The following is a 25,600-nucleotide window of genomic DNA, read 5'->3' on the forward strand; positions in this document are numbered from 1 at the left end:
ATGGTTTGTTTCCTGGCCCTGGTGCTGGAATCGGCCCTTTACAGGTGCCTCAAGCTGGCAGAAAGCAAGGCGGAGTACACCTACCTTCTGCGGGACTTAAAGAACCTGAAAGCCGTGGAGCTTGTCTTAGAGGGCGTGAAGTATCTTTGCCGCACCGAGTTGCCTGGGAATGCCTATGAGGCCTTCCGAGTTCTCGGGATAAGACCACCTTCTGAGGTATCTGTAATAGAATAGTGGTATTGCCACAATAAGGTAAATGTTGTGGTACGTCTATCTTTTTTCCTCGTGAAGCCTTGTGTTTTCGGGATTTTTATAGTTTAGGTGTCAAACTTAGGTCTTTCAAAGTTTCCTGTGTTGCCTCTTCATTTCTGTAGTAGCCGATCATGTTGCTTGGTGTACGGATAATTACTTCACCTACTTCACCGCAAGGCACATCTCTTCCTTCACCGTCCACAATTCTAATTTCGGCATTTACCGTTGCCCGGCTACCTATGCTGCCAGCAAAGTCAGGGTGCTCATGAGGGAACAATGCCGAACCGTTGGGACCGGCTTCAGTCAGGCCGTAAACTCCCATAAAGCGTCCCCCAAAACGCTGCATAACCTGGATTACTGCTTCCCGGGACATGGGTGCTCCGCCGTAAATCCACAATCTTTCCCCGGAGAGATCATACTGGTCAAAGTTGGGCAGCTTTGCAGCGAGCAAGTACGCAACCGGCGCGCCAAAAAAGTGCGTTGTTTTTTCTATAGCAGCCAACTCAACCATATTTTGGGGGGAGAAAGTACCTAAAACAGTAGCGGCACCTGCATAAACAGCCCCAACCAGGAGTAGATTAAGCGGTGCGGAATGGGTAAGCGGCATCAACTGCAATACACGGTTCCTGTATTTTATGTTGCACTCGTAAGCCATCATTGAAGCCACCGCATACACTGCGGCGTGAGTTAACATAACTCCCTTTGGCTTGCCAGTAGTTCCCGAGGTATAAATTATCTCTGCCAAAATCTCGGCAGGGTTGGCATGAACTGAAGCGCTGAAAAAGGATTCTTCTTTGCCACAAGCCCAAATTTCCCCCGCAGAAAATGTAAATGCTACGCTGGAGCAACTCTTCACCGCATCTTCTGCCACCGGGCGCAGGCCATCATCATAAAGCAGAGCCGCTGCGCCACTGTTTTCTAAAATGTATGATACTTCTGAAGCCGTAAAGCGAGCATTTACAGGAACCACCACTGCCCCGGTTTTAAGGACTCCAAAAAAGCCTATGACGAATTCCGGCCTGTTGGGCATGAACAGGGCTACCCTGTCACCGGGCTTTATGCCTCTGTTCTTTAACTGGTAGGCTAATGAACTGGCGCGCTTATTAAGCTCGTCCCACGTCAAACTTACGCCCTTTTCCGGCCACTTCACTGCTTCATCAAAGGAATACTTTCGAGCATTTCTTTCCAGTAGCCCGTGAATAAATTCCGCCATATTGCCTTCCCCCCTACTCGTACACCTTCTCTTCCTCGCAGGTGGCGTCAACGGCGTCGTGCTCCACGTCGCGCCCGGCGGGCGTACCGGCCAGGTCGCGGTAATACTCGTGCTGGATGATCAGGTTCATCACCTCGTTGGTCCCCGTCCAGATCATCATCAGGCGGGCGTCGCGCAGGAGCCGCTCCACGGGGTAAACGCGGGTGTAGCCGATGCCGCCCATAATCTGCATGGCGTGGTTGATCACCTGCCAGGCCGTTTCCGTGGCAAACTTCTTGGCCTCGGAAACCAGGCGCCGCACGCGCCCCGGCGGCACGCGGTCTGAGTCCACGGCCCGCGCCGTGGCGTACACCAGGCTGCGCGCGGCATCCAGGAGGGTGATGCTCTCCGCCACCTTAAAGGATACGCCCTGGAACTCCTTAATCACCCTGCCGAAGGCCTTTCTCCTGGCGGAGTAACGGGCCGCCACCTCCAGGGCCGCCCTCGCCATGCCCAGGGCCCCGGCGGCGGTGGTCAGGCGCTCGGGCACCATCATGCGGTAAAAGACGGTCGCGCCCCCGTTTTCCTCCCCCAGGAGGTTCTCCCGTGGCACCGGGCAGCCGTCGAAAACCACCCGGCCCGTGCCGCCGCCGCGCGTGCCCATGAGGCCGTACACGTGCTCTACCTTCACTTTAGGCCCCCGCTCCACGATGAAGGCGCTGATGCCCCGGTGGGGCGGCGCCTGCTCGTCGGTGCGGGCGTAGACCAGGAAGTAATCCGCTCCCTCCGCCCCCACGATGAACCTCTTCTGGCCGGTGAGGATGTAGTGGTCGCCCTCCTTTTTGGCCACCGTGGTGGTGCCAAAGAAGTCGGACCCTCCCCGCGGCTCGGTGAGGGCCTCGGCGCAAAAGAGGCGCCCCTCCAGGGTGGGCTTCAGGTACTTTTGCCTCTGCTCTTCCGTGCCGAAAACGTAGATGGCCTCGCCGACGATGCTGGGCAGGGAGTAAAGGCAGGAAAGGGCCGCCCCCAGCACTCCCACTTCTTCCAGGGCCACCACCTCGGAGGCCCAGTCCAGGCCCCTGCCGCCGTACTCCGGGGCAAAGCGCAGGCCTAAAAGCCTGCGGGACGCCGCGGCCTGCACGAATTCCCTGGGGTAGTGCACCCTCTCGGCGTCCATGTCCAGGATCAGCTGCCTGGGCACTTCCTTTACGAACTGCACCACTTCCTCCCGCAGCCTTTCCTGCTCGGGAGTAAGCATGAAGTTAAAGTCGAACAACCCCGCCACCTCCGGCACAGTGCTTACCAGAAGCATACCATTACGTTTACGTTAACGTCAAGGCATGGGCAAAAAAAATTATTACCGCCCGCCCTGCAGCCGGGCCGCCGCCCGGGAAGCCCATACCGCGCCCAGCTCCACCTCCACGAGCACGCCCTCCGGGGTATCCCGGCGGGAGAGCACCTCCCCCCTCTCGTAGAGAAGGCTCAGCACGTCGCCCCGGTGGTAGGGCACCAGGAACTCCCGCCGCACGCGCCTTTCCTCCAGGACCTTCATGATGGCCTCCAGGAGGCTGCCGATGCCCTCCCCGGTGAGGGCAGAGACGGCCACCCAGGGGTCCCTGCCGGGCAGGGGGCAGAAGCTCCCCCCGGCCTTATCCATCTTGTTGTAGACCAGGATGGTGGGCTTGGCCGCCGCCCCCAAGGAAGCCAGCACCTCCTCCACCGCGGCCACCTGGGCCGGGTAGGCGGGGTTGGCGGCGTCCACCACGTGCAGGAGCAAATCGGCCTCCGTCACTTCTTCCAGGGTAGCCCGGAAAGCGGCCACCAGGTGGTGGGGCAGGCGGCGGATGAAGCCCACCGTGTCGGTGAGCAGGACCTCTTCTTTGTTAGGGAGTACCAGCCGCCGCGTGGTGGGGTCCAGGGTGGCAAAAAGCTTGTCCTCTACCGGCACGCCCGCGCCCGTGAGGGCGTTCATGAGGGTGGACTTGCCGGCGTTGGTGTAGCCCACCAGGGCCACCAGGAAAAGCGGCACGTCACGCCGCCCGGCGCGCAGGATATGGCGGTGGCGGCGCACCTCCTCCAGCTCGCGGCGCAGGTCGGTGATGCGCTTCCTGATGCGCCGGCGGTCCGTCTCCAGCTTGGTTTCGCCCGGCCCCCGTGTGCCGATGCCCCCGCCCAGGCGGGAAAGCTCTACGCCCCGCCCGGTGAGGCGCGGGTAGAGATACTCCAGCTGGGCCAGCTCCACCTGCAGCTTTCCTTCCCTGGTGCGGGCCCGGCGGGCAAAGATGTCCAGGATGAGCTGGGTGCGGTCGATGACGCGCACTCCCAGCTCTTCCTCGAGGTTGCGCACCTGGGCGGGGGTGAGGTCCTTTTCCGAGATGACCAGGTCCACCCCCAGCTCCCGGCAGGCGCTCACGAGTTCGTCTTTCACCTTGCCCCGCCCGAGCAGGGTGGCCGGGTCCGGGCGGCGCATTTTCTGCACCAGCCTCCCCACCACCCGGGCGCCCGCCGTTTCGGCCAGGTGGGCGAGCTCGTCCAGGTACTCCTCCAGCTCCCGGTCGTCCTCGTGGGGCAGCTGCAGGGCCACGAGAAAGGCCTTTTCTTCCTCCGCCGGCTGCAGTTCATGCCGCATCAATTGCCCCACCTCCCCTACTGGCGCCCGCCGTTTCTGACCACGGGCACGGACAGGGACACCTCCTTTACGTCCCTGGTGATGGTCACGTAGGCCCAGCCGTCCTTTTCCCTCACCCGGCAGCCCGGCACGCCTCGCACGCGGGCGTTTTTTGCCGGCAGGGCGAAGGTCATCTCCCGCAGCGAATCCGGCGAGCTGGCGCTGATGTGGTAGCCCTGCGCGGTGCGCCGCACGGCAAAGCGCACCTTCTCATGCCGGTCGAGGAAGTCGGCAAAATCCAGCATGGTGCGCACGGAGAGCGATCCCTCGGAGACGTACTTTAAAATGTAGTTCTGGATGCCGCGCCACATCTCCGGGTGGCGGGCTACGGAGACGGGGTGGAAATAAAGGAGCCGGATCTCGCGCATCTGCACCAGGGCGTCCAGGAGGCGGCAGACGTCGCTCTGGATTTGCGCGGGCCTGCGCCCGGCGGCCAGCATGTTCTCGAAGGCGGTGCCGTAGACGGTACCGGTGTAGCCGAAGAGCCAGAAGCGCCTCTCCGGCCTCCCCTCAAACCAGCCCCGCGTGGGCGGGGAGTTAAAGGCCAGAGGGAGCGAGGCCGCCCTGGTGCCCTGCGCGGCCAAAAATTCGTTCACCGCGGCGTCGTGGGCCCCGCCGGGGGCGGCGTAGTCGGCCACGGGCCGCCCCAGGGCTTCCTGAAGCGCCCGGTAGTTGGCCGCTATATACTCCTCCTTTTCCTCCGGCGAAAGCTCGTGGAAGTGGTAGGCCCAGTAGTTGTGGATCCAGCCGCCGTGGGAGCCGATGCTGCCGTACTGCTGCAAAAGCCCCAGGTAGCGGCCTCCCTTGCGGGGGTTCAAGGCGTCAAAGCCCCGCCTGTCGCCCGGGCGGTCGTTGTCCGGCCCGGCGGTGACGTAAAAGGAAAAGGGGAATTCCTGAGTGAAAAGCTTTAAGCCGAAGATGCGGTCTAGGTCGCGAAAGTAGGCTCCGGAGCAGAGGTGCACGGCCACCACCAGCCCGGCGGTGCCGTTGGGCGCGGCCACCAGCCGCGGCAGGCCCACCACCTCCAGCAGAAAATATTTCAAAAGGCCCCGCAGCACGAAGTCCACATTTTCCCGCACTTTTAAGAGGCCCGGGGTGCCGTTGACAAAGACCACCGCCCCTCCCCCGGCGTAATTTTTCTGCACCAGATAGCCGGCAGAGGGCGTTTTGCCCCCGCAGTAGGCCAGCACCTTCCCGGAAACCTCTCCCAGCTCCAGGCGGGCATCCCGCACCGGGGGGCAGTCGGGGACTTTCAGCTCGTCGCCGCTGTACAGGCCGGGGTCGAAAAACTTGCGCAAAGGAGAAGTAGCGGGCACGCTTAAGGTCCCCGGCTGCCGCCGTCCCTGGCGGTAGTCCAGCCCTGCCAGCGCCGAGAACAGCCCCCGCTCGCGCAGGTCCCCGCCCTCCTCCAGCGTGCCGGCGTCGCCCCCCAGGAAGACCTTGCCCCCGGCGCCGGAAACGTACTCCTGGAGGAGGCCCGCCAGATCCGGGCCCAGCCTCCGGTTGACCTCCTCGGGGAAGATGAGGGCCGCGTAGCGCTTTTTTAGCTCCCGGGCGCCGTAGCCCGCCAGCGAGTCCGCCGGCACCAGGTCAAAAGGGAAGCCCTCCTCGGCCAGCACTTCCTGGTAGGCCGCCAGGGCGGGTGAGCCCAGGTCCGCGAAGACCAGCGCCGCCTTGATGTCGCTGTTCAAGGGGAAGTCTGTTTCCGGAGCGGAAAACCTGGGGGCGGGCGGTGCTTCACCGCCCCCGGGCTCGCTGCCGGAGCGGGCGGAATAAACAATCAGCAGGCAGGCAATGACCAGCCCCCCGGCCAGCCAGAAAAATTTATTCCTCATGCCGCCCTCCGCATTTGTTCCGGTGTGCTAAGGTCGTCCCTGGCCTGCCGCCACCAGCCCCCCGCCTCCACGGGCACCTCACACCACCACCTTGATCTTTTCCCCGCAGGACCGGCAGGCGTTTCCCTCCAGGCCCGCCACCTGCACGCGGTAGCCGCGGCGGCGGATGAGCGTGGCGCCGCAGGAGGGGCAGGTCGTATCCCCGGCGTCCAGCTCCGGGGCGTTGCCGACGTAGACGTATTTCAGCTTTTCCCCGGCCAGCTCCCGCGCCCGCAGGAGGGTGGAGAGCGGGGTGGGGGGCAGGTCGAACTTATAATGGGGGAAGTAGCGGGAAAAGTGCAGGGGGATCTCGGGGTCCAGGGAGGCCACCCACTCCGCCAGGCTACGGATCTCCTCCGGAGAGTCGTTCAAGCCGGGTACTAAAAGCGTGGTCAACTCCACGTGGCATGCCCGCGCGGCCAGCTCCACCGTGCGCAGCACCGGCTCCAGGCTCCCCCGGCACACCTCGCGGTAGTAGGCCGCGGTGAAGCCCTTCACGTCGATGTTCATGGCGTCAATGTAGGGCAGGATCTCCCGCAAGGGCTCCTCGCGGACGTAGCCGTTGGTAACGAGGACGTTTTTTAAGCCCTTCTCCCGCGCCAGGCGGGCGGTGTCGTAAACGTACTCGTACCAGATGAAGGGCTCGTTGTAGGTGTAGGCGATGCCCACGCAGGGCACGCCCCGAGCGATCTGCTCCATGGCCGCGGCCACCACCGCCTCCGGCGCGAGGAAGCGCGTGGGGGGATCGGCGTGGGCTATCTGCCAGTTCTGGCAGAAGCCGCAGGCCAGGTTGCAGCCGAAGGTGCCCAGGGAGAGGATCTCCGTGCCCGGGTGGAAGTGGTAGAGGGGCTTTTTTTCGATGGGATCCATGGCCGCGGAGGAAACCCGCCCGTAGTTGGCGGCGTAGAGCACGCCGCCCCGGTTTTCGCGGGCGCGGCAAAAGCCCCTGCCCCCTTCCTTAATGCGGCAGAGGCGGGGGCAGAGGCGGCAGAAAACGCTGTTCCCTTCGCCCTTTTCGTAAAAGAGGGCTTCTTTCATGGTTTTTCCCCGCTAACAGGCTTATTTGTCCCTTACCTTTAGAGCTTAGCGCCCCAACGGCCCCATAGGAAAGGACACAGGCCAATTTTTTAAGACGGCCCGGAGCCTTCCAGGGAAGGTCTTATCTCCGGAACGACTTCCAACTCCATGGCACGTAAAGCTTCCCATAGACGCAGGTCCCAGCACGCTACTACGACGCGGTTTTTCACCTGTGTCTTCAGAGTTATGGCAGAAGCAAGGTGTATGGAGTCAAAGCCCCTCAGGTGATGCTTCTCGGCCAGCTCACCGGCCAGCCAAACAAGTGAATCCGACACTTCCACGGCCAGATATCTCGGCCAATCGTTCTGTAAGGCCACCACAACTTGGCGGTATTCCTTTTCCCTTAGCAGTCCCTCGCGCCGCCCCCGGGCCAGGGCTGCTCGCGCTTCCGGGTAGGCCACCTTGCTGGTAGCCACCACCGCAGCCTCGTCCACCAACTTACGCACCATCTCCGAGCCCGGTTCGCGAACGTACAGTTTCACCAAAGCGCTGGTATCCAGGTAACAGATCACCGGCGGTCCTCCACAACTAATGCGGCGAGCGAGGAAGTACCGCGAATTTCCGGCGGCACGGCCACCCCGCGTGGTTTACCACCCTGCCAGGAAGCTATTCCCTGTTCCACCAGAGCAAAAAGGAGGGGTTGCTCATTTTCTTGAACCGGCACGAGTTTGGCGATGGGGACGTTGCGTTCGGTGATGAGGAGTACTTCACCCTGCTTAACACGCCTGAGGTACTCGCTGAGGCGGTTCTTAACTTCCCTGATACCCACCCTCACGGCATCACCCCCGGTGGCTACATTGTAACATGCATGTAGCCACAATGCAAGCGCATGAGCATCAACAGTAACTCGAGCATTCCTCCCTGCGGAGCGTCTCCACCGGCCTGCCGGCCTACTAGGTGTGGCGCTCCACGGTGAAGCGGTAGAGCTGCACCGGCTCGCCGGGGCCGATGCCGGCCTTCTTTCTGGCAATCTCCAGCTGCTCCTCCACGGTGTCCACGCCCTCAATGTCCGGCAGGAGCAGCCCCTGGCGCCCCCCGGACTTGACGATGACGCCGTACTTCTTGGGGTCCAGGTCCTGCGGCCCCTGCACCGGCTCGGGCGGGGACAAAACGTCCACCTTGATTTCCAGGTCCGCAAGCTCGTCAGCCGTCACCGGGGGAAAGCGCGGGTCGCGCAGGGCGGCGGCCAGGGCGTTGGCGGCCACCTCCTCGACGATGTTTTTGTGCTGGGGCGTCACCGTGCCGATGCACCCCCGCAGCTGCCCCTCCTTGTGCAGGGAGACGAAGACCCCTGCCCGCCGGGCAAACTCCGGCGGGATTTCCTTTTCCTCTTCGCGCTCCTCCTTGCCGGCAAAGTAGTTCTCCAGGGCGCGCCGGGCCACGCGCACGAGAAAGCCCTCCCTCTCCCGGCGCGCGCGGCGGGCCTGCTGCGCCCGTTCCGCCAGCCGCTCCAGGAGGCGCCTTGCGGGGTCCTCCCCTCCCGGGGCCAGGTGGGCCACCAGGTAGCCCACGCCGAAGGGCCCCTCGTAGGAGAGCACCTCCGCCTTCACGGACAGGCCGTCAAAGGCACCCAGGGCCATGATGATGGAGCGCAGGCCGCACTCCCCGGCGCGGCTGGCCAGGGTCTCTTCGATGCCCAGGACACCTTCCGCGTCGGCGGCGCCCACCAGGCGCACGATCTCGCGGTCGAACTCCGCGCCCCGGGGGTCAAAGCCCGCCGGGGCGTCCGGCGTGAGCCGGTGGGAGAGGTCCCCGCTGGCTAGGACGGCGAGCTTTCTCCCCAGGCGGGCCGCCGCCCGGGCCAGGGCCGCGCCGAAGGCGTAGAGCTTTGGGCGGGGCAAAAAGCTCATGCCCACCGGCAGGAGGGGCCAGTCCACGCCCGCCCGGCGCAAAAAGTACAGGGGGACCACCGTGCCGTGGTCCAGGTCCGGGGTCAGCCCGTAGCTGCGGGCCGTTTTCTTGTCCAGGAGGACCACATTTACTTCCAGCGCCGCGGCCTCCTCCTGCACGGCCCGCGCCAGCGCGAGGTCGTTCTCCACCTCAAAGCGCACCTGCCGTGCTCCGAACGGCGCGAGATCTCCGGCAAGCCTTTCCAGGGCCCAGACGGCCACCGCGTCGCGGAAGACCGGCCCGTGGGGGGAGATGAGGGCCACAACTTGCGCCCCGCTATCCCTTAAGCGGCGGCCCAGTTCCAGCATGGCCTTCTGGGATGAGACGACCACTTCCGCGTCCCTACCCCCAACCTCGGGCACCATTACGGGCGGGTGGGGGCAGACGCCGCCGGCCACCACCGCCATACCTCACTCACCCCCTCGCCGAGTTTCAGATTCTATTAACTGCAAAAAACGGTCCACCTCTTTTTTATAGCGTTCCTCCAGTTTCAAGGCATCTTCCAGCACTACGGCAAGCTTTCTGGGGTCCAGTTCATAAGTGTAAGCGTGGCGGAAAAAGTGGCGGAAGGCGCGCAGGCTGTCCAGGAGCCTTGCCGTCTCCTCCGTGATGAGGGCGGGGCGCACACCTTTTATGTGCAGGGTCATGCGCCGCAAAAGCTCGGCGTGATAACGGGCCTTATCGGCCACTTCGTTTTCAAAAAACCGGGCCACAATTTTAAAGAGGTCCTCAAAGGCGCAGTAAAGGTTGTGCAGCTGGTAGCCCAGGCTTTCCAGGTGGACAACGTCCTCCGCTTTGCGGCGCTCCTTAATGCGGCGGTATATTTTGTCAATGACTTCCAACTGCTTGGCCACTTCGGCGCGCAAAACGGCTAGCCGTCCCGCGTCCATAAGATCCCTTCCCTTTTAATTTTAGCGGCCAGGTGGCTTTTCGCCAGGTCCTCCAGCCGCACCGCATCCACGTCCAAACCCAGGCGGGAAGAGAGGAAAGCCAGAGCCGCAAAGAAATGTTCGTTGGCTAGGCCCTCAAAGGCCACGTCCACGTCGGAAACCCCTTTCACGAAGGCACCCGGCCTGACCAGGGAGCCAAAAATGTATGCCCGGGAAAAGGGCACCCGCCGCGCAAGCTCGGCCAGCGCCTCTTTTGTCCTGGTTAAAAGTTCCTGCCTGGTCCGCTCGTCCGCCGCCCTGCGGCACCTTACGGCTTCCGCCACCAGGTACACGGAAGTCACTCCCGTTAAACACCTTCAACTAACGTGCTCCGGCTTCCACCCGCTCCCTACAGCGACACGCGCCCGGTGGCGCCCATGTAGACGAAGGACGCGCCCAGGAAGATTAAAAAAACGCCGCAGGCCACCAGGACGGCCCGGTAGACGCCCTGGCTTAAAAAGCGCCTGCCGCCGGCCACCGCCGCGGCCACCAGGCCGTACCAGACCAGGTCGGAGGAGATGTGCCCGGCAAAGAAGCTGGCCAGCCCCGGCGCGCCCTGCTTCAAGGCAAAGACGATGTAGGAGAGCCCCACCGTGGCCCACCACAGGCTCCAGTAGGGGTTGGAGAGGCTGACCAGCGCGCCGGCCAGCACGGGGTGCAGCCCCCGGCTCCCCGCAGGGGGGTTGCCCGGCGCGGGGTTCAGCCCCAGCTCCACCCTGCCCAGCCAGGCGTCCCTGGCCATGCCCCAGCCCATATACGCCAGGAAGGCGCCGCCCAGCAGGGCAATGGCCCGGCCTACGGCGGGGGCGGAAAGCCAAGCGCTCAAACCCAGGGCCAGGGCCACTACCAGCGCCAGCTCCAGGATGCCGTGGCCCAGCACCAGGAGAGGGCCGGCCACAAAGCCCCGCCGCGCGCTCTCCCCGATGGTCACCGTAAGGAGCGGCCCCGGCATCATGGCCCCGGAGAGGCCGACCACAAAGGCGGTAAAAAAGAGCGCTGCCGCATCCATGATTACTCTCGCCTCCCGGGGCAACAATTCTCTGCGCGGCGGGAGAATTCCTTTTTTAAATTTTATTTTTACCGCCCGGCGCGGCAAAATCCCCCTTGACCGGAAAGAAAAAATAAAATATTCTAAGCTCAAAGAGTGATTGAATACTCATTCATTCCCGACAAAAGGAGGCGATTGCTGCGTGACGCGCAGGATGATCAAAAAGGCCGCCGTGCTGGGCGCCGGGGTCATGGGCTCGGCCATTGCCGCCCACCTGGCCAACGCGGGCATCCCCACCGTGCTCCTGGACATCGTGCCCCGCGAGCTGACCCCGGAGGAGGAAAAGCAGGGCCTCACCCTGGACCACCCCAGGGTGCGCAACCGGCTGGCCGCCAGGGCCATTGAGAACCTCCTCAAGGCAAAGCCGGCACCGCTCTTCGTGCCGGAAAACGCCTCTTTAATCACGCCGGGCAACCTGGAAGACCACCTGGAGTGGCTCCGGGACGCGGACTGGATCATCGAGGCGGTGGTGGAAAGGCTGGACGTCAAGCAGGAGCTGTTTGCCAAAGTGGAGCAGTTCCGCCGCCCGGGCGCCATCGTCAGCACCAATACCTCCGGCCTCTCCGTCAACAAGATGGTCGAGGGCCGGAGTCTGGAGTTTAAGCAGCACTTCCTGGGCACCCACTTCTTTAACCCGCCCCGCTACATGCGCCTCCTGGAGGTCATTCCCGCGCAGGACACCCTGCCGGAAGTGGTGGAGTTCATGTGTGACTTCGGGGAGCGGGTGCTGGGCAAGGGCGTGGTGCTGGCCAAGGACACCCCCAACTTCATCGCCAACCGCATCGGCACCTTCGGCATGTGCGCGACCCTGCGGGCCATGACGGATATGGGCCTCTCCGTGGAGGAGGTGGACGCCCTCACCGGGCGGGCCATGCTGCGGCCCAAGTCGGCGTCTTTTCGCACCCTGGACATGGTCGGCCTGGACGTGCTCTGGCACGTGGCCAAAAACATGCGCGAGGCCGTGGCCGATCCCGCGGAAAAGGAAGCCTTTGCCCTCCCGCCCTTCATCGACGAAATGCTCTCCCGCGGCTGGCTGGGGGACAAAACCGGCCAGGGATTCTACAAGAAGGTTAAAGGCCCCTCCGGCACGGAGATCTACGCCCTCGACTACCGCACCCTGGAGTACCGCCCGCGGCAAAAGGCCTCCTTCCCCTCCCTGGAGATGACCAGGGTGGCCAAGAGCCCCGCGGAGCAGCTGCGCGCGCTGCTCTTCGGCCAGGACAAAGGAGCGCAGTTTGCCTGGCGGGTGACCAGCGAGGTGCTGGCCTACACGGCGGAAAAGCTGCCCGAGATGGCCAACGACATCGTGGCCGTGGACCGGGCCATGAAGTGGGGCTACAACTGGGACCTGGGGCCTTTCGAGGTGTGGGACGCCCTGGGCGTGGAGGAAGTGGCCGGGCGGCTCCGCGCCGAAGGCCGCGCCGTGCCCCGGGTGGTGGAGGACCTGCTGGCGCGCGGGTACAAGTCCTTCTACGAGAAGAGGGACGGCCGCCGCTACTACTACGATTTTGCCTCCGGGGAGATGAAGCCCGAATTTATCCCGCCGGAGGTCATCTTCCTGGCGCCCTTAAAAGAACAGAACCGGGTGCTCAAAAGCAACCCCGGCGCCAGCCTCATCGACATCGGCGACGGCGTCTTGTGCCTCGAGTTCCACTCCCGGGCCAATGCCATCGGCGGCGACATCCTGGAGATGATCAACTTCGCCGTGAAGGAAGTGGAAAAGGGCTACGAGGGCCTGGTCATCGGCAACTACGGCCAGCACTTCTCCGCCGGCGCCAACCTCATGCTCATCCTCATGACGGCGGAGGAAGAGGAGTGGGACGAGCTGGACCTCATGATCCGGCAGTTCCAGAACGCCATGATGAACATCAAGCGCTGCGCCAGGCCGGTGGTAGCCGCGCCGCACGGCATGGCCCTGGGCGGCGGCTGCGAGGTGTGCCTGCACAGCCACGCCGTCAACGCCTACGCGGAAACTTACATGGGCCTGGTGGAGGTGGGCGTGGGGCTGCTGCCCGCCGGGGGCGGCTGCAAGGAGATGGTCGTGAGGGCCTTCGCGCAATCGCCGCCCGAGACGCAGGTCACCGGCAGGGGCGGCACCGGCATGGGCTACCTGCAGCTGGTGGCCCGCGCCTTTGAAAACATCGCCACGGCCAGGGTCTCCACCAGCGCCGCGGAGGCCTTCAAGCTGGGGTTCCTGCGCCCGGGCGACCGCGTCACCATGAACCGCGACCGGGTGATCTACGAGGCCAAGCAGGTGGTCCTGGAGATGGCCCGCAGAAACTTCTCCCCGCCGCGCCCGGCCACGGTGCCGGCCCTGGGCAACGCCGGCTACGCCGTGCTGGAGCTGGCCGTGCAGACCATGCGCTGGGGCAACCAGATCACCGACCACGACGCCAAGATTGCCAGAAAGATCGCCTACGTGCTCACCGGCGGAGGGGTGACGCCCGGCACCGTGCTCACCGAGCAGGACTTCCTCGACCTGGAGCGCGAGGCCTTCCTCTCCCTGCTGGGCGAGCCCAAGACCATCGAGCGCATCCGCCACATGCTGGCCACCAACAAGCCCCTGCGGAACTAGCCTGGCACGAAGGAGGTTTGAGAGAAATGCAGGAAGCCGTAATCGTCAGCGCCGTGCGCACGGCGGTGGGCAAGGCCCCGCGGGGCACCCTGCGCCAGACGCGGCCCGAGTACATGGCCGCCACGGTGGTCAAAGAGGCCCTGGCCAGGGTGCCGGCCCTCTCCCCGCAGGAAGTGGACGACTTCATCCTGGGCTGCGCCTTCCCCGAGGCCGAGCAGGGGATGAACCTGGCGCGCATCGTGGCTTTAAAGGCCGGCCTGCCCGACCGCGTGCCGGGGGTCACCGTTAACCGTTTCTGCGCCTCCGGCCTGGAGGCCATCGCCATTGCCGCCCAGCGCATCATGACCGGCATGGCCGAGGTCTGCCTGGCCGGCGGCGTGGAGAGCATGAGCCTGGTGCCCATGGGCGGCAACAAGCTCATGCCCGACCCCGACCTCATGGCCACCTGGCCAGAGGTCTACATGAGCATGGGCCTCACCGCCGAAAACGTGGCCGAGCGCTACAAGATCTCCCGGGAGGACCAGGACGCCTTTGCCCTGGCCAGCCACCAGAAGGCCGCCGCGGCCATTGCCGCCGGCAGGTTCAAGGAGGAGATCGTTCCCCTCACGGTGGTGGAGAGGACCAGGGCAAACGGCAGGCTGGTGGAAAAGACCACCGTCTTTGAAGTGGACGAAGGCGTGAGGTACGACACCAGCATGGAGGCCCTGGCCAGGCTGAAGCCCGTCTTCAAGCAGGGCGGCACGGTCACCGCCGGCAACTCCTCCCAGACCAGCGACGGGGCGGCCTGCGTGGTGGTCATGAGCGCCAAAAAGGCGGCGTCCCTGGGCATTGAGCCCCTGGCCGTCTTCCGCGCCTATGCCGTGGAGGGCTGCCCGCCGGACGTCATGGGCATCGGCCCTTCCGTGGCCATCCCCAAGGCCCTTAAACTGGCCGGGCTGGCCAAGGATCAGGTCGATCTTTTTGAGCTCAACGAGGCCTTTGCCTCCCAGGCCCTGGCCTGCATGAGGCTTTTAGAACTGGACCCGGCCCGGGTCAACGTGAACGGCGGCGCCATTGCCCTGGGCCACCCCCTGGGCTGCACCGGCGCCAAGCTGACCGCCACCCTGCTGTATGAAATGCGCCGGCGGAACGCCCGCTACGGCGTGGTGAGCATGTGCATCGGCGGCGGCATGGGCGCGGCGGGCGTCTTTGAGCGGGCTTAAGCCCTGTGCTAAACTAAAAACAGCCACAAGGAGGTTGTCCCTATGCCCCAGAAAGGCGGCGCCTTTCTCCTGGAAGACATCAGCCCCCAGGAAATGTTTACCCCCGAGGACTTCTCCGACGAGCACCGCATGATCCAGAGCACGGTGGCCGACTTTGCGGCCAACGAGCTGGCCCCGAAGGCGGAGGAGCTGGAGCACCAGCCGGAGGGGGTCATGCGCGAGCTCATGCGCAAGGCGGGCGAGCTGGGCCTGCTCTCCGCCGACATCCCCGAGGAGTACGGCGGCGCGGACCTGGGGAAGGTAGCCTCGTGCATCATTGCCGAAAACGTGGTGCCCGGGGGCTCCTTTGCCGTCACCCACGGCGCCCACACGGGCATCGGCACCATGCCCATCGTGCTCTTCGGCAATGAAGAACAGAAGAAGAAGTACCTGCCCGGGCTGGCCAGCGGCGAGCTCATCGCCGCCTACGGCCTCACCGAGCCCAACGCCGGGTCCGACGCCCTGGCCATCCGCACGCGGGCGACCCTCTCCCCCGACGGCAAATACTATCTCTTAAACGGCGAGAAGATGTTCATCACCAACGCCGGCCTTGCCGACATCTACATCACCTACGCCAAGGTGGACGGGGAGAAGTTCACCGGCTTCATCGTGGAGCGCAACACCCCGGGCTTCTCCCTGGGCCAGGAAGAAAAGAAGATGGGCATCAAGGGCTCGTCCACCCGCAGCCTCATTTTTGAGGACGCCAAGGTGCCCGTGGAGAACGTCCTGGGCGAGATCGGCAAGGGCCACCTCATCGCCTTTAACGCCCTCAACATCGGGCGCTTTAAGCTGGGCGCGGCCTGCGTGGGCTCCTGCAAGCTGGCCCTGGAGCACGCGGCCAAGTACGCCCTGCAGCGGGTGCAGTTCGGCCGGCCCATTGCCAAGTTCGGGCTCATCCAGCACAAGCTGGCCATGATGGCCGCCAAAACCTACGCCGCAGAAAGCGTCGTCTACCGCATTGCCGGCCTGCTGGACGAGGTCACGGCGGACAAGAAGGAAGGGCCCGCCGCCGTGGAGGCCATCAGCGAGTACGCCATCGAGTGCTCCATTGCCAAGGTGCTGGGCTCCGAGGCCCTGGACTATGTGGTGGACGAGATGGTGCAGATTTACGGCGGCTACGGCTACATCCAGGAGTACCCCGCCGAGCGCTTTTACCGCGACTCGCGCATCAACCGCATCTTCGAGGGCACCAACGAGATCAACCGCCTGCTCATCCCGGCAACCATCGCCCGCCGGGCCATGAAGGGGCAGCTGAACTTCCTCGGCGCGGCCAAGGCGCTGGCCCAGGAAATCCTCAACCTGCGGCCCTTCCTGCCCGCGGACGACGGGCAGCCCCTGGCCCAGGAGCGGCAGATGCTGGCCATGGCCAAGAAGCTCTTCCTCTTCCTCGGCGGCCAGGCGGTGGAGAAGTACATGGACAAGCTGGCCGAGCAGCAGGAGATCGTGGCCATCCTGGCCGATCTGGCCATCCAGATCTACGCCATGGAGAGCGCCGTGCTGCGGGCGCTGAAGGCCCACGCCGCCGGGCAGGGCGAAAAGAAACTGCTCCTGGCCAAGCTCTACGTCCACGACGTCTACCCGCTTTTGGAGAGGTGGGCCCGCGAGGCCGTCTGCTACCTCTTCGAGGGGGACATGCGGCAGACCCAGCTCTCCATTGCCCGGCGCCTGACTAAGTACCAGCCCGAGGACCTCATCAGCGCGCGCCGACAGGTTGCCGCCTGGGTGCTGGAAGCGGAGAAGTACACGACGTAAGGGAAAGGAGCCACGCCATTGGCCAAGAAGAGCGGCGACAAGTACCGCGCCATCCTCGACGCCGCGGTGCGGGTCTTTGCCGCGTACGGCTACCACAACGCCCAGGTCTCCCGGATCGCCCGCGAGGCCGGGGTAGCCGACGGCACCATCTATCTCTACTTCAAAAACAAAAAAGACGTGCTCATCTCCCTTTTTAAGACCAGAATGGGGGAGTTCATCCAAAGGGTGGAGGAGGAACTCGCCGGGTGCACCAGCGCCTCGGAGCAACTTTCCCGCCTGGTGCACCTGCACCTCTCCCACCTGGAGGCCGACCGCAACCTGGCCACGGTCTTCCAGATCCAGCTGCGCCAGTCCGACCCCGCCATCCGCCAGGGCATCAGGGAGCCCCTGCGGGCGTACTCGCGCCTCATCGAGCGCGTCATCGCGCGGGGGGTGGAGGGCGGCGAGTTCAGGGAGGACCTGGACCCCCGCCTGGCCCGCAAGATGGTCTTTGGCACCGTGGACGAGGTGGCCACCTGCTGGGTCATGTCCCAGCGGGAGTACAGCCTTGCGGCGCTCGCGCCCAGGATAAGCGAGCTTCTTTTGCGGGCCTTTGCTCGGTAAAGCTCCTTGCTTGTTTTGCCTGCCGCGGCAGGCTTTTTTTATGGAGAGCAGCAGGAAATAGCAGGTGATAAGCAAAAATTATAGTGGAGTGGCAAATTGGAAATAATGACAACAGGTGAGGGACGTGCCGGCAAAGGTCTACCCCTTTCCCAGCCCGGAAGACCAGCAGGTAATCCAGACGGCCATCGAGGTTTTTTTAACCAGCCAGACGGGACGGGCCCGGGACACCATGCTCAAAACCATCCGGGCCGTGCTGGACCGCTACCACATCTCCAAGTTCAGCTTCCCCGATTACGTGGTGGAAGCCACCCGCGCTCCCGGCTACGCCGTCATCCGCGCCAAAAAGCTCATCACCGGGCACAAGTGTCCTTCTTGCGCGGAGCCGCTCTACGGCCTGGCGAGCCGCATACGCATCTTAAGCGTGCAGGAGCGCCGGGACTACCACCTGGTAACCTACGGCTGCCGGTGCGGGAAGATCTTCGCCAAGCCCGAGGAGTGTTAGGGCTTGCACGCGGGGCACCGTTGGGCTAAAATTAGTGGGGAGATTCTCATTTTGGCATTTTGTGGACTTGGGAGAAGTGCGTGATGGACGAACTGCTTAGGTTAATTCACCTGGTTTTCACGATCTTCACCTTTTACTACGTCTACTACATAGCCATTTCCCTTTTCTCCCTCTACCGCAAAAAGGAAGAGGTGACCACGCCGCCCAAGGCAACCTTTGCCATCGTCATTGCCGCCCACAACGAAGAAAAGGTCATCGGCGAGCTGATCAAGAGCGTCTTCAAGCTGGACTATCCCCGCGAGCTGTACGAGGTCTTCGTCATTGCCGACAACTGCACGGACAGGACGGCCAGCATAGCCTCCTCCCTGGGGGCAACGGTCATCACGCGCTACAACAACCGCGAGAAGGGAAAGGGCTATGCCTTGGAGTACGGCTTCCAGCAGATCTTCCGCTCCAAGCGCCATTTTGACGCCTTTGTGGTCTTGGACGCGGACAACCTCATCTCGCCCAACTTCTTGAAGATCATGAACCAGCGCTTGGCGCGGGGGGAAAAGATCATCCAGGGGTACCTGGGCACCAAGAACCCCAACGACACCTGGGTGACGAGGTCCATTGCCGTGGGCTACCTGATCACCAACCGCTTCTGGCAGCTGGCCAAGCACAACCTGGGCCTCACCTGCGCCCTGGGAGGCACGGGCATGTGCATTGCCAGCGACGTGCTCAAGAAGTTCGGCTGGGGGATGACCTCCCTCACCGAGGACCTGGAGTTCCAGACCAAGGCCCTGCTCTGCGGGCTGCGGGTCACCTGGGCTCACGACGCGGTGGTCTACGACGAAAAGCCCCTCACCTTAAAGCAGTCCTGGCGGCAGCGCCAGCGCTGGATGCAGGGGCACTGCAACGTGGCCGGGCGCTACTTCTTCAAGCTCCTCTGGAGCGGCATCACCACCCTGGACTTCCGCAAGATCGACGGCGCCATCTACCTCCTGCAGCCCTACTTCACCATGCTCACGGGGGCGGCGCTGGTGTACTCCATCATCAACTGGCAGCAGGTGAACTGGTGGTGGTTCCTGGCCGGGTTCGTCTTCCAGTACTTCTACCTGGCCCTGGCCCTCTTCCTGGAGCGGGCCCACCCGCGGACGTACATATGGCTGCTCTACTACCCGCTGTTCACCCTGACCTGGATACCCATATCCTTCCTGGGGTTCATTCACCGCCACAACAAGGTCTGGGACCACACCCAGCACGTGCGCAACATCTCCTACGAACAGCTGCGCAGCCAGATCCAGTAGGCAAGAGCCCCCGCCAAGCGCGGGGGCTTAAAATTTACCTGCGGTAACATATGGCAGGCCCCCGGCGTATTATGGTTACGGAAAGGGGGAGTTATGCATGCCTGACAGCATGGAAGCCAAGACCCGCGCCACCAATATCATCGAGTTCGCGCTGGGGATAATCGTGGCCGTTCTGGGGCTTTTTGTCCTTGTGGCCGGAATCCTCATCACCATCTTTTAGCCGCGCCCCCTTAAAACGCCCCGGCGGCGGGTGTGCTGCCCGCCGCCTTTTTTATTTACCCCCCACTCCCGCCATCTCTACCTTACAGAAACCTGCGCAGGGAACAGGCGAGGCGCCTCAGGCTCTCCGGGTGGGTGAAGTAGGCGTGGTGGCCTCGGATGGGGTTTGAGCGGTCGATGACGAACTCCTCGTGCTCGTCCAGGCCGCCGGCGATCCGCGGCACGGCCTGGGGCCAGGCGACGTCCAGGATGCCGGCCAGGTTGCAAAAGTAGCCCACTGCCGGGCGCCGCGCCAGGTCCGCCCGCCGGGCCACGGCGCGGTGGAACCAGAAAAGCGGCGAGCCTACCATGAGCAGCTGGGAGACCTTTTGCGCCAGCGGACGGCTGGCGGACAGGGCGCAGTAGCAGACAATGGAACCCAGGCTGTAGCCCACCAGCTGCACGGGCCCGTCCTGGGAGAGGAGCGCCTCGTAAACTCGCCAGTTCACCGCCTGGTGCACCGGCTCGAGGCAGAGGTAGGCGTAGATGTCGCCGAAGTTGTCCGCCAGGTAGCCCGCCAGGCGGCCCACCAGGCTGCGGGGGAAAAGGCCGCACAGCTCTCTGTGGACCAGCTCCCGCTGCTCGGCCCAAAAGCGCTGCCGGGCCGCCTGCGCTCCCCGCGCCCCGGCGGCCGGGTGGGGCACCAGGTCGTAGTAGTAGATGCCGCCGAAATCCTCTGGCCCCACGTCCGCCCCCAGGGCGCGCAATTCCTCCTCCAGGCGCTCCGCCCACCCCCGCCAGTAGTCCCGGCGGGCGTCGTGGCCCATGCCGTGCACGAAAAGGATCTTCCCCACCGCACATCCCCCCGCAGCCATTTTATGTGGCCGGGGGGAAAGGGGTGCTAGCCCTTCAGCCTTTTAATGAGGGCCACCATGTTGCGGGCCAGGCGGCGGCACTCCTCGATGGCCAGGGCGTCCTCGTGCACGCCCTTCTTCCAGGAAACTTTGCCGTCGGCGAGGCTTTCAAACATGGTGCCCATGGCCCCACTGTTGTAGAGCCCGCCCTCCTGGTCGCGGGTGTCCACCACGTAGAGGCCCTGGGCGGCCAGGAAGCGGTTCATGATCTCCAGGGCGAATTCCTGGCCGCCGTTGCGCAGGCCCGCGTGGGTGACCGCTCCGCCCACCTTGCCGTGGAGCAAATTTTTAACCATGTGCATCCAGCGGGTGCGGTCCATGAAGTTTTTCATGTAGGTGGTCACGTTGGCCCAGTAGACGGGCGAGCCCAGCACGATGCCGTCGGCGGCCAGCATTTTCTCGGCCAGAGCGCCCATGTCGTCGTCCTTGATGGAGCACTCCGGCTTGGCCAGGCACTTGTTGCAGGCCTGGCAGGGCTTGATGTGGTAGTCCGCCAACTCCACCAGTTCGGTTTCCGCGCCCAGCCGGGCGGCCTCCTCCAGCACCGCCTGCAGCATGGCCGCCGTGTTGCGGCCCTTGCGGTGGCTGCCGTTAATGGCCAGGATCTTCATCTTGCCGGGACCTCCTTTTCACTGATTTCCGGCTTCCCCCTCGGGCATTACTTGATGCTCCGCAAAAACCGGTAATTTTAAAATTCGCACCTTTTTGAGAAGTTCCTCTTTCATTTCAGCCCCCACAGGCCGCGCCTGGCCTCGCGGGCCTCCCGCTGCAGCTTTACGAAGAGGTCCGCATACTTCACGTTGGGCGGCACGGTCATCACCTGCGCGCAGCCGTCCAGCAGGAGCCTGGCGTTAAACATCTTTTCGCGCACCTCCTCCGCGGAAGGGCTCCTGCCCTGCGGGGGAGACAGCCACACGTAGGCCAGGAGCCGCCCGTACTTATCCCTCTCCTGGGCGTCGGTCTCCAGCCATACCTTTTTGCCCAGGAGGTGCTTCTTCGTGTAGTCGGTGGCCTCCTTGCCGTAGGGCTCCACTTCCTTGGTGTACTCCGGGGCGTTTACGCCGATGAAGCGCACCTTTTCCTCGCGCCCGCCGCTCAGCCGCACGTGCACCGTGTCCCCGTCCACCACCTCCGTCACGGTGGCCTCCATAAAACCGGGCGGAGCGGAAGCCCGGGAGCAGGCGGCCAGCGCCAGAAGGGCGCACAGGATAAGGGCGGTCAAAGCGGCTTTTAGCTTGCGCAAAAGGTATCCCCTCCCGTAAAAAATTGCGCGCTCACCTGGCCTCCAGAAGCGCCACGCACTCCACGTGGCGGGTCTGGGGAAACATATCCACCGGCTGCACCTCCACCACCCGGTAGGCTCCTGCCAGCACCCCCAGGTCCCGGGCCAGGGTGGCGGGGTCGCAGGAGACGTAGATCACGCGGGGCACCTTTGCGGCGGCCAGGGCCTCCAGCACGGGCCGCCGGCAGCCGGCCCGGGGCGGGTCCAGGACCACCATCTCCGGGACGGGCCCCCGGCGAAGGATCCCCGGCAGCAGCCGCTCGGCGGTCCCGCAGGCAAAGGCGGCGTTTCTTGCGCCGTTTATGGCGGCATTTGCCCGGGCGTCGGCCACCGCGCGGGGAAGGACCTCCAGCCCCAACACGCTGCCGGCCTGTCCGGCCAGGTAGAGGGCAATGGTCCCCACCCCGCAGTAGGCGTCCACCACCCGCTCGCGCCCGGAAAGCGCGGCGTACTCCGCCACCTTGCGGTAGAGGACCAGGGTCTGGGCCGGGTTCACCTGGAAGAAGGAGGTGGCCGAGAGGCGAAAAACGAGGTGCCCCAGGCGCGCGGTGATGGCGCCCTCCCCGTGCAGCACCTCCTCTTCCCCCGTGGCCCGTAGCCATACCACCGAGGCCACCGGCATAACACCCGCCAGCTCCCGCGCCAGTTCCTGCAGATGCCCGCCGGTGCCTTCACCCTCCAGCACCACCATGGCCTCCCCGGTGCCCGGAGCCACGCGCAGCGTTACCGCGGCGAGCCCGGCTAGAAAAGCGGCGCGTTCCCGCAGCAGCTCCCCCAGGGCGCGGGCCAGGGCGTTCAGCCGCCCGTCCAGGATGAGGCAGGGGCCTTTGCTCGTGAGGTAGCCGGGGGCGTGGGAGCCGGGCGCGTACAGCCCCAGCGCCAGCCGCCCGCCCTCCCTCACCACGTGAAAGCGCACCTTGCAGCGGTAGCGCCAGGGGTCCTCCATGCCCAGGGTACCTCGCACGCGCACCTCCCCCAGCCTGCCCAGGCGCAAAAGGGCGTTCTCCACCACCTTTTCCTTGAAGCGCAGCTGGCCGTCGTAGTCCAGGTGCTGCAGGGAGCAGCCCCCGCAGGAGCCGAAGAAGGGGCAGGGGGGCGTAACGCGGCGGGGCGAGGGAGAGAGCAGCTCTTTGAGGCGGGCACGCAGGTAGCTTTTTCTTGCCTCCTCCACCACCGCCCGCACGCGCTCGCCGGGCAGGGCAAAGGGCACGAAAACCACCAGGCCGTCGTGCCGCCCCACACCCTCCCCGGCGTGGTTTAAATCGGCGATCTCCAGGACGAGCTCCCGGCCCAAAGCGGGGAAAGTCAAGGGCCCTCACCACCTCTTACCATGTTAAAATAAAAAAAAGCCGCTGGCAACCGCGGGCGGCACTCAGTAGCTTTTTAAGGAAGGCAGGTGGCGGCGCTTGCGCGCAGCCGATCCCTTCGCCGCTTTTCTGGGCATTGAGCTGGTGGAAGTCGGGCCCGGTTTTGCCCGGGCCAGGATGGCGGTCACGGCGGAAATGGTCAACGCCCACGGTACCACCCACGGCGGGGCCATCTTCTCCCTGGCGGACGCCGCCTTTGCCGCCGCCAGCAATTCCCACGGCGTGCCTGCCGTGGCTCTGGACATGCACATCAGCTACCTGAGAAAGAGCGCGCCGGGCGACGTGCTGGTGGCCACGGCGCGGGAGGAAAATCTTACCCGCCGCACGGGGCTCTACCGCATCGTGGTGGAGAACCAGCGGCAGGAGGCGGTGGCCATCGCCGCGGGCCTGGTCTACCGCCTGGCCGGGGAGAAGGGCCCGCGGGAAGCCGCGCCCCGCTAGGTCACCCCCGCCTTCTGGCGGGCCTTCTCCTCGTACATGCGGGCATCGGCCAGCCTGATGAGGTCCTCCGCGCCCAGCACCTCCCCCCGGGGCTCCAGGGTGGCCGCCCCGACGCTCAGGCACACGGGTAGCCGCACCCCCGGCCCCGTGATGGCCTCCCCGGCAATCTTCTCGCGCAGCCTGGCGGCCACCATGCGCGCCTCCTCCTCGCCGGTGCAGGGCAGGATGACGGCAAACTCATCGCCCCCAATGCGGAAAGGGAGGTCGCAGTGGCGGCAGCTGGCCTGGAGGAGCCCGGCGACGCGGGCCAGCGCTTTATCGCCCTCCAGGTGGCCCAGCGTATCGTTGACCATCTTAAAATTGTTGACGTCGACGATGAGCAGGGAAAGGGGGGTTGCGTAGCGCAGTGCGCAGCTCACTTCCCTCTCCAGAGCCTCCTGGAAGGCCAGGCGGTTGCCCAGGCCGGTGAGGGGGTCGGTGCGGGCCATCTTTTCCAGCTTTTCTTTGGCCGCGAGCAGCTCCTCGTTGAGCCGCGCGAGCTCCCGGTTTTTCTCCACCAAGAGCATCAGGTAGCTCTTCAGCTCCCGGCGCATTTTTACCTGCCCGGTCACGTCCCGGGCAATCCCCCGCACGAAGGGCCGCCTGCCTCTGAAGAGCACCGAGTGGTACTCCCAGAAGATCTCCCCGCCATCCCTGGTCATGCCGCGCATGATCCCGCGCGACTCGCCCTTTTCCTTTATTTCCCGCAGGTAATCCCCCACCAGGTGCCTCACCTGCGGGTGCAGGAAGGTGGAAATCTCCTTCCCTTCCAGCTCTTCCGGCAGGAAGCCCGTGAGACGCGTGACCGCCGGGTTCAGCGTCAGGAAGCGTCCTTCCAGGTCGTGGAGGTAGATGACGTCATTGACGTTTTCAAAGATGTCCCGCAGGCGGGCTTCGGCCTTCTGCAGCTCTTCCAGCAGCTTCTTCTCCCTGGTGACGTCCAGGAGCTGGCCCAGGATGGCCGGGCGGGAATCAAAGGTGATCAGGGAAAAGTACCCGTGCAGGTGGAGGACCTCTCCCCGGCGATTCACAGCCCGGAACTCGTAGTCGTCCGGCGCCTCCCCGCCGGAAAGCCTCTTGAGCGCCCGCTCCTGGAGCACCGGGCGGTCCTCCGGGTGCACGAGATCCCACACGTTTGCCCGCAGGAGCTCCTCCCCGGAGTACCCGACCAGCTCCGCCAGGCGCCGGTTGACGAATTTAAAGGAGTTGTCCTGGAAGATGTAAATGGGCAGCGGCACCATCTCCAGAAAGGAAAAAAGGTCCTCGCGGTTCCAGCTTGGCATCCGTAAAACCTACCCTTCGCCCTACCTCGCCGGCCATAGAGAAAATTTTCTGCGCTTTCCCTCTTTTTCCTCTTTTGCGAGGAGGAATAAAAAAGGCCGGTTGCAGCTGCCCCGGCGTAAAGGAGCTTTTAATGCCGGGCGGCAACTCCGGCCACCCTAGGGCACAGGGGATCGGGCGCCGCCAGGTCCCCGGTTTCCATGTAGGTGCGGGCAAAGCACCCGCCGCGGCAGCACGGCCACTCCGGGCAGTCCCGGCAGGCGCCTGCGGGGCTCCCGGGGCGGTGGGCCGCCGCAAACTCGGGCCGCACGGCTGCCTCGCCGTACGCCGCGGCAAAGCCCTTCCCGCGGCAGTCTGCCAGCACCACGTCCAGCACGTCGCAGAGGAGCATCTCGCCTGCCGGGGAGACGTCCGCCACCGGCGACCCCCGGCAGCCCCAGTACCTCACTCTCCCGCCCAGGCCGCCGAAGGCGCCCGCAAAGGGGGTGCACCAAAGGTGCAGGTCGATGCCCGCCGCCTCCGCGCCCTCCGCCGCGGCGTACACCGCGCGGGCAAACTCCCCGGCCTCCAGGGTGAGGTTGCGGCCCAGGGCGCCCTGCGGCAGCGCGGGGAGCAGGCAGGCCGCCGCTGCGCCGATCTCCCTGGCGGTGCCGGGGAACGCGCCCGCATCCGCGCAGTTCAGCCGGGAGAGGGTCATCACGGCCTGGAAGCGCACGCCCGCCCCTGTCAGCAGCCGGGCGGCGTGCAGGGCCACCTCCCAGCTCCCCCGCCCGCGCACCCTCTCGTGGGCCTCCCTGCCGGCCCCGTCCACGCTGAGGTAGACCACGGCGCGCAGCGCGGCCAGCCGGCGCGCCGCCTCCCCGTTCACGGCTGCACCGCTCGTGACCACCGAAACGCTCAGGCCGCGGGCGGCGGCCAGCTCCAGCAGGTCAAAAATACCGGGCCTGGCCAGGGGCTCGCCCCCGGTGAAGCAGATGCTGCTCACACCGCAGCGGGCGATCTCCTCCAGCAACTCCCGGGCTTCCCGCGCGCCCAGTTCGCCGCCGGCAAATCTGCCCCTCACGTAGCAGTGGCGGCACCCCATGCCGCAGGCCGTGGTGACCAGCCAGTTGACGTGCACCGGCCCCAGGGCAAGGTGATCTTCCTCGCCTTCGTCCATCATGCCACCTCCAGTGGTAATTATACC

Annotated in this window: 25 protein-coding genes and 1 pseudogene; 9 read left to right on the forward strand and 17 right to left on the reverse strand. The window is 64.7% G+C overall.

Features of this window, described 5'->3' with window-relative positions; genetic code table 11:
- Positions 1 to 234: pseudogene (locus G454_RS21785) on the forward strand (hypothetical protein); the annotation flags it as partial.
- A gap of 76 nt (positions 235 to 310) precedes the next feature.
- Here the strand turns inward: G454_RS21785 and G454_RS18580 are convergent.
- From G454_RS18580 to G454_RS0109615, 11 genes are all read right to left on the reverse strand, one after another.
- Positions 311 to 1,465, reverse strand: coding sequence for a class I adenylate-forming enzyme family protein (locus G454_RS18580; RefSeq protein WP_035107569.1), 1,155 nt, complete (start codon positions 1,463 to 1,465; stop codon positions 311 to 313).
- A gap of 13 nt (positions 1,466 to 1,478) precedes the next feature.
- A complete protein-coding gene (locus G454_RS0109570; protein ID WP_051276171.1) occupies positions 1,479 to 2,756 on the reverse strand; it encodes an acyl-CoA dehydrogenase family protein in 1,278 nt (425 codons plus the stop codon).
- A gap of 45 nt (positions 2,757 to 2,801) precedes the next feature.
- A complete protein-coding gene (gene hflX / locus G454_RS0109575) occupies positions 2,802 to 4,073 on the reverse strand; it encodes a GTPase HflX (protein WP_035107571.1) in 1,272 nt (423 codons plus the stop codon).
- A gap of 17 nt (positions 4,074 to 4,090) precedes the next feature.
- A complete protein-coding gene (locus G454_RS0109580) occupies positions 4,091 to 5,947 on the reverse strand; it encodes a hypothetical protein (RefSeq protein ID WP_027718450.1) in 1,857 nt (618 codons plus the stop codon).
- 78 nt (positions 5,948 to 6,025) lie between these two features.
- Positions 6,026 to 7,024 carry an AmmeMemoRadiSam system radical SAM enzyme gene (amrS, locus tag G454_RS0109585; protein ID WP_027718451.1) on the reverse strand — a complete coding sequence of 333 codons (999 nt, stop codon included), beginning with the start codon at positions 7,022 to 7,024 and terminating at the stop codon, positions 6,026 to 6,028.
- An 89-nt stretch (positions 7,025 to 7,113) separates the two neighbouring features.
- Entirely contained in the window at positions 7,114 to 7,575 is a 462-nt protein-coding gene (locus G454_RS0109590) for a type II toxin-antitoxin system VapC family toxin (RefSeq protein ID WP_027718452.1), read from the reverse strand.
- Positions 7,572 to 7,838: a type II toxin-antitoxin system Phd/YefM family antitoxin gene (locus G454_RS0109595; RefSeq protein WP_027718453.1), complete on the reverse strand. Its 267-nt coding sequence runs from the start codon at positions 7,836 to 7,838 to the stop codon at positions 7,572 to 7,574. Before G454_RS0109595 ends, G454_RS0109590 begins: the two co-directional genes overlap by 4 nt.
- Before the next feature lie 118 nt (positions 7,839 to 7,956).
- Positions 7,957 to 9,360: an AmmeMemoRadiSam system protein A gene (gene amrA / locus G454_RS0109600; RefSeq protein WP_027718454.1), complete on the reverse strand. Its 1,404-nt coding sequence runs from the start codon at positions 9,358 to 9,360 to the stop codon at positions 7,957 to 7,959.
- Between the two features lie 3 nt (positions 9,361 to 9,363).
- The gene (locus G454_RS0109605) at positions 9,364 to 9,843 is read right to left on the reverse strand and encodes a ribonuclease toxin HepT-like protein (RefSeq protein WP_027718455.1); all 480 of its coding nucleotides are present in this window, start codon (positions 9,841 to 9,843) and stop codon (positions 9,364 to 9,366) included.
- Positions 9,825 to 10,184 carry a nucleotidyltransferase family protein gene (locus G454_RS18585; RefSeq protein WP_051276173.1) on the reverse strand — a complete coding sequence of 120 codons (360 nt, stop codon included), beginning with the start codon at positions 10,182 to 10,184 and terminating at the stop codon, positions 9,825 to 9,827. The genes G454_RS0109605 and G454_RS18585 overlap by 19 nt, the downstream gene beginning before the upstream one ends.
- Before the next feature lie 47 nt (positions 10,185 to 10,231).
- On the reverse strand, positions 10,232 to 10,891 hold the full coding sequence (locus G454_RS0109615; RefSeq protein ID WP_027718456.1) for a LysE family transporter: 660 nt from the start codon (positions 10,889 to 10,891) through the stop codon (positions 10,232 to 10,234).
- A 181-nt stretch (positions 10,892 to 11,072) separates the two neighbouring features.
- On the opposite strand from G454_RS0109615, the gene G454_RS0109625 reads away from it, so the two are divergent.
- From G454_RS0109625 to G454_RS22590, 7 genes are all read left to right on the forward strand, one after another.
- Entirely contained in the window at positions 11,073 to 13,505 is a 2,433-nt protein-coding gene (locus G454_RS0109625; RefSeq protein ID WP_027718457.1) for a 3-hydroxyacyl-CoA dehydrogenase/enoyl-CoA hydratase family protein, read from the forward strand.
- A gap of 26 nt (positions 13,506 to 13,531) precedes the next feature.
- Complete coding sequence (locus G454_RS0109630; RefSeq protein WP_027718458.1) at positions 13,532 to 14,707, forward strand: thiolase family protein; 1,176 nt, start codon at positions 13,532 to 13,534, stop codon at positions 14,705 to 14,707.
- A 42-nt stretch (positions 14,708 to 14,749) separates the two neighbouring features.
- On the forward strand, positions 14,750 to 16,498 hold the full coding sequence (locus G454_RS0109635; RefSeq protein ID WP_027718459.1) for an acyl-CoA dehydrogenase family protein: 1,749 nt from the start codon (positions 14,750 to 14,752) through the stop codon (positions 16,496 to 16,498).
- A gap of 18 nt (positions 16,499 to 16,516) precedes the next feature.
- Entirely contained in the window at positions 16,517 to 17,101 is a 585-nt protein-coding gene (locus G454_RS0109640; protein ID WP_027718460.1) for a fatty acid metabolism transcriptional regulator FadR, read from the forward strand.
- Between the two features lie 115 nt (positions 17,102 to 17,216).
- Entirely contained in the window at positions 17,217 to 17,603 is a 387-nt protein-coding gene (locus G454_RS0109645; RefSeq protein ID WP_211230028.1) for a hypothetical protein, read from the forward strand.
- 83 nt (positions 17,604 to 17,686) lie between these two features.
- Positions 17,687 to 18,892, forward strand: a complete 1,206-nt coding sequence (locus tag G454_RS0109650) for a glycosyltransferase family 2 protein (protein ID WP_035107566.1) — start codon at positions 17,687 to 17,689, stop codon at positions 18,890 to 18,892.
- 97 nt (positions 18,893 to 18,989) lie between these two features.
- Entirely contained in the window at positions 18,990 to 19,112 is a 123-nt protein-coding gene (locus G454_RS22590; protein ID WP_281168460.1) for a hypothetical protein, read from the forward strand.
- Between the two features lie 82 nt (positions 19,113 to 19,194).
- On the opposite strand, the gene G454_RS0109660 is transcribed toward G454_RS22590, so the two are convergent.
- The 4 genes from G454_RS0109660 to rlmD form a co-directional block, all read right to left on the reverse strand.
- Positions 19,195 to 19,944, reverse strand: coding sequence for a hypothetical protein (locus G454_RS0109660; RefSeq protein ID WP_027718463.1), 750 nt, complete (start codon positions 19,942 to 19,944; stop codon positions 19,195 to 19,197).
- 47 nt (positions 19,945 to 19,991) lie between these two features.
- The gene (locus G454_RS0109665; RefSeq protein WP_027718464.1) at positions 19,992 to 20,615 is read right to left on the reverse strand and encodes a flavodoxin family protein; all 624 of its coding nucleotides are present in this window, start codon (positions 20,613 to 20,615) and stop codon (positions 19,992 to 19,994) included.
- 110 nt (positions 20,616 to 20,725) lie between these two features.
- The gene (locus G454_RS18590) at positions 20,726 to 21,247 is read right to left on the reverse strand and encodes a thermonuclease family protein (protein WP_245574368.1); all 522 of its coding nucleotides are present in this window, start codon (positions 21,245 to 21,247) and stop codon (positions 20,726 to 20,728) included.
- Between the two features lie 31 nt (positions 21,248 to 21,278).
- A complete protein-coding gene (rlmD, locus tag G454_RS0109675; RefSeq protein WP_027718465.1) occupies positions 21,279 to 22,595 on the reverse strand; it encodes a 23S rRNA (uracil(1939)-C(5))-methyltransferase RlmD in 1,317 nt (438 codons plus the stop codon).
- A 97-nt stretch (positions 22,596 to 22,692) separates the two neighbouring features.
- Between rlmD and paaI the strand changes: the two genes are divergently transcribed.
- Positions 22,693 to 23,094 carry a hydroxyphenylacetyl-CoA thioesterase PaaI gene (paaI, locus tag G454_RS18595; protein ID WP_051276177.1) on the forward strand — a complete coding sequence of 134 codons (402 nt, stop codon included), beginning with the start codon at positions 22,693 to 22,695 and terminating at the stop codon, positions 23,092 to 23,094.
- Here the strand turns inward: paaI and G454_RS0109685 are convergent.
- Positions 23,091 to 24,416 carry a sensor domain-containing diguanylate cyclase gene (locus G454_RS0109685; RefSeq protein WP_027718466.1) on the reverse strand — a complete coding sequence of 442 codons (1,326 nt, stop codon included), beginning with the start codon at positions 24,414 to 24,416 and terminating at the stop codon, positions 23,091 to 23,093. The two genes, paaI and G454_RS0109685, sit on opposite strands and share 4 nt — an antisense overlap.
- A gap of 128 nt (positions 24,417 to 24,544) precedes the next feature.
- Complete coding sequence (locus G454_RS0109690; protein WP_051276179.1) at positions 24,545 to 25,573, reverse strand: radical SAM/SPASM domain-containing protein; 1,029 nt, start codon at positions 25,571 to 25,573, stop codon at positions 24,545 to 24,547.
- Between the last annotated feature and the right edge of the window lie 27 nt (positions 25,574 to 25,600).

The organism is Desulfovirgula thermocuniculi DSM 16036, assembly GCF_000429345.1.
Lineage (GTDB): Bacteria > Bacillota > Desulfotomaculia > Desulfotomaculales > Desulfovirgulaceae > Desulfovirgula > Desulfovirgula thermocuniculi.

What these genes read in the sequence shown, in the direction of transcription:
- G454_RS0109685 (WP_027718466.1), bottom strand. Translation starts at nt 24,416, where the DNA reads ATGCCAAGCTGGAACCGCGAGGACCTTTTTTCCTTTCTGGAGATGGTG.
- G454_RS0109650 (WP_035107566.1), top strand. Translation starts at nt 17,687, where the DNA reads ATGGACGAACTGCTTAGGTTAATTCACCTGGTTTTCACGATCTTCACC.
- amrA (WP_027718454.1), bottom strand. Translation starts at nt 9,360, where the DNA reads ATGGCGGTGGTGGCCGGCGGCGTCTGCCCCCACCCGCCCGTAATGGTG.
- G454_RS22590 (WP_281168460.1), top strand. Translation starts at nt 18,990, where the DNA reads ATGCCTGACAGCATGGAAGCCAAGACCCGCGCCACCAATATCATCGAG.
- G454_RS18580 (WP_035107569.1), bottom strand. Translation starts at nt 1,465, where the DNA reads ATGGCGGAATTTATTCACGGGCTACTGGAAAGAAATGCTCGAAAGTAT.
- G454_RS0109580 (WP_027718450.1), bottom strand. Translation starts at nt 5,947, where the DNA reads ATGAGGAATAAATTTTTCTGGCTGGCCGGGGGGCTGGTCATTGCCTGC.
- G454_RS0109635 (WP_027718459.1), top strand. Translation starts at nt 14,750, where the DNA reads ATGCCCCAGAAAGGCGGCGCCTTTCTCCTGGAAGACATCAGCCCCCAG.
- hflX (WP_035107571.1), bottom strand. Translation starts at nt 4,073, where the DNA reads ATGCGGCATGAACTGCAGCCGGCGGAGGAAGAAAAGGCCTTTCTCGTG.
- G454_RS0109605 (WP_027718455.1), bottom strand. Translation starts at nt 9,843, where the DNA reads ATGGACGCGGGACGGCTAGCCGTTTTGCGCGCCGAAGTGGCCAAGCAG.
- G454_RS0109570 (WP_051276171.1), bottom strand. Translation starts at nt 2,756, where the DNA reads ATGCTTCTGGTAAGCACTGTGCCGGAGGTGGCGGGGTTGTTCGACTTT.
- G454_RS0109690 (WP_051276179.1), bottom strand. Translation starts at nt 25,573, where the DNA reads ATGGACGAAGGCGAGGAAGATCACCTTGCCCTGGGGCCGGTGCACGTC.
- G454_RS0109615 (WP_027718456.1), bottom strand. Translation starts at nt 10,891, where the DNA reads ATGGATGCGGCAGCGCTCTTTTTTACCGCCTTTGTGGTCGGCCTCTCC.
- amrS (WP_027718451.1), bottom strand. Translation starts at nt 7,024, where the DNA reads ATGAAAGAAGCCCTCTTTTACGAAAAGGGCGAAGGGAACAGCGTTTTC.
- G454_RS0109665 (WP_027718464.1), bottom strand. Translation starts at nt 20,615, where the DNA reads ATGAAGATCCTGGCCATTAACGGCAGCCACCGCAAGGGCCGCAACACG.
- G454_RS0109630 (WP_027718458.1), top strand. Translation starts at nt 13,532, where the DNA reads ATGCAGGAAGCCGTAATCGTCAGCGCCGTGCGCACGGCGGTGGGCAAG.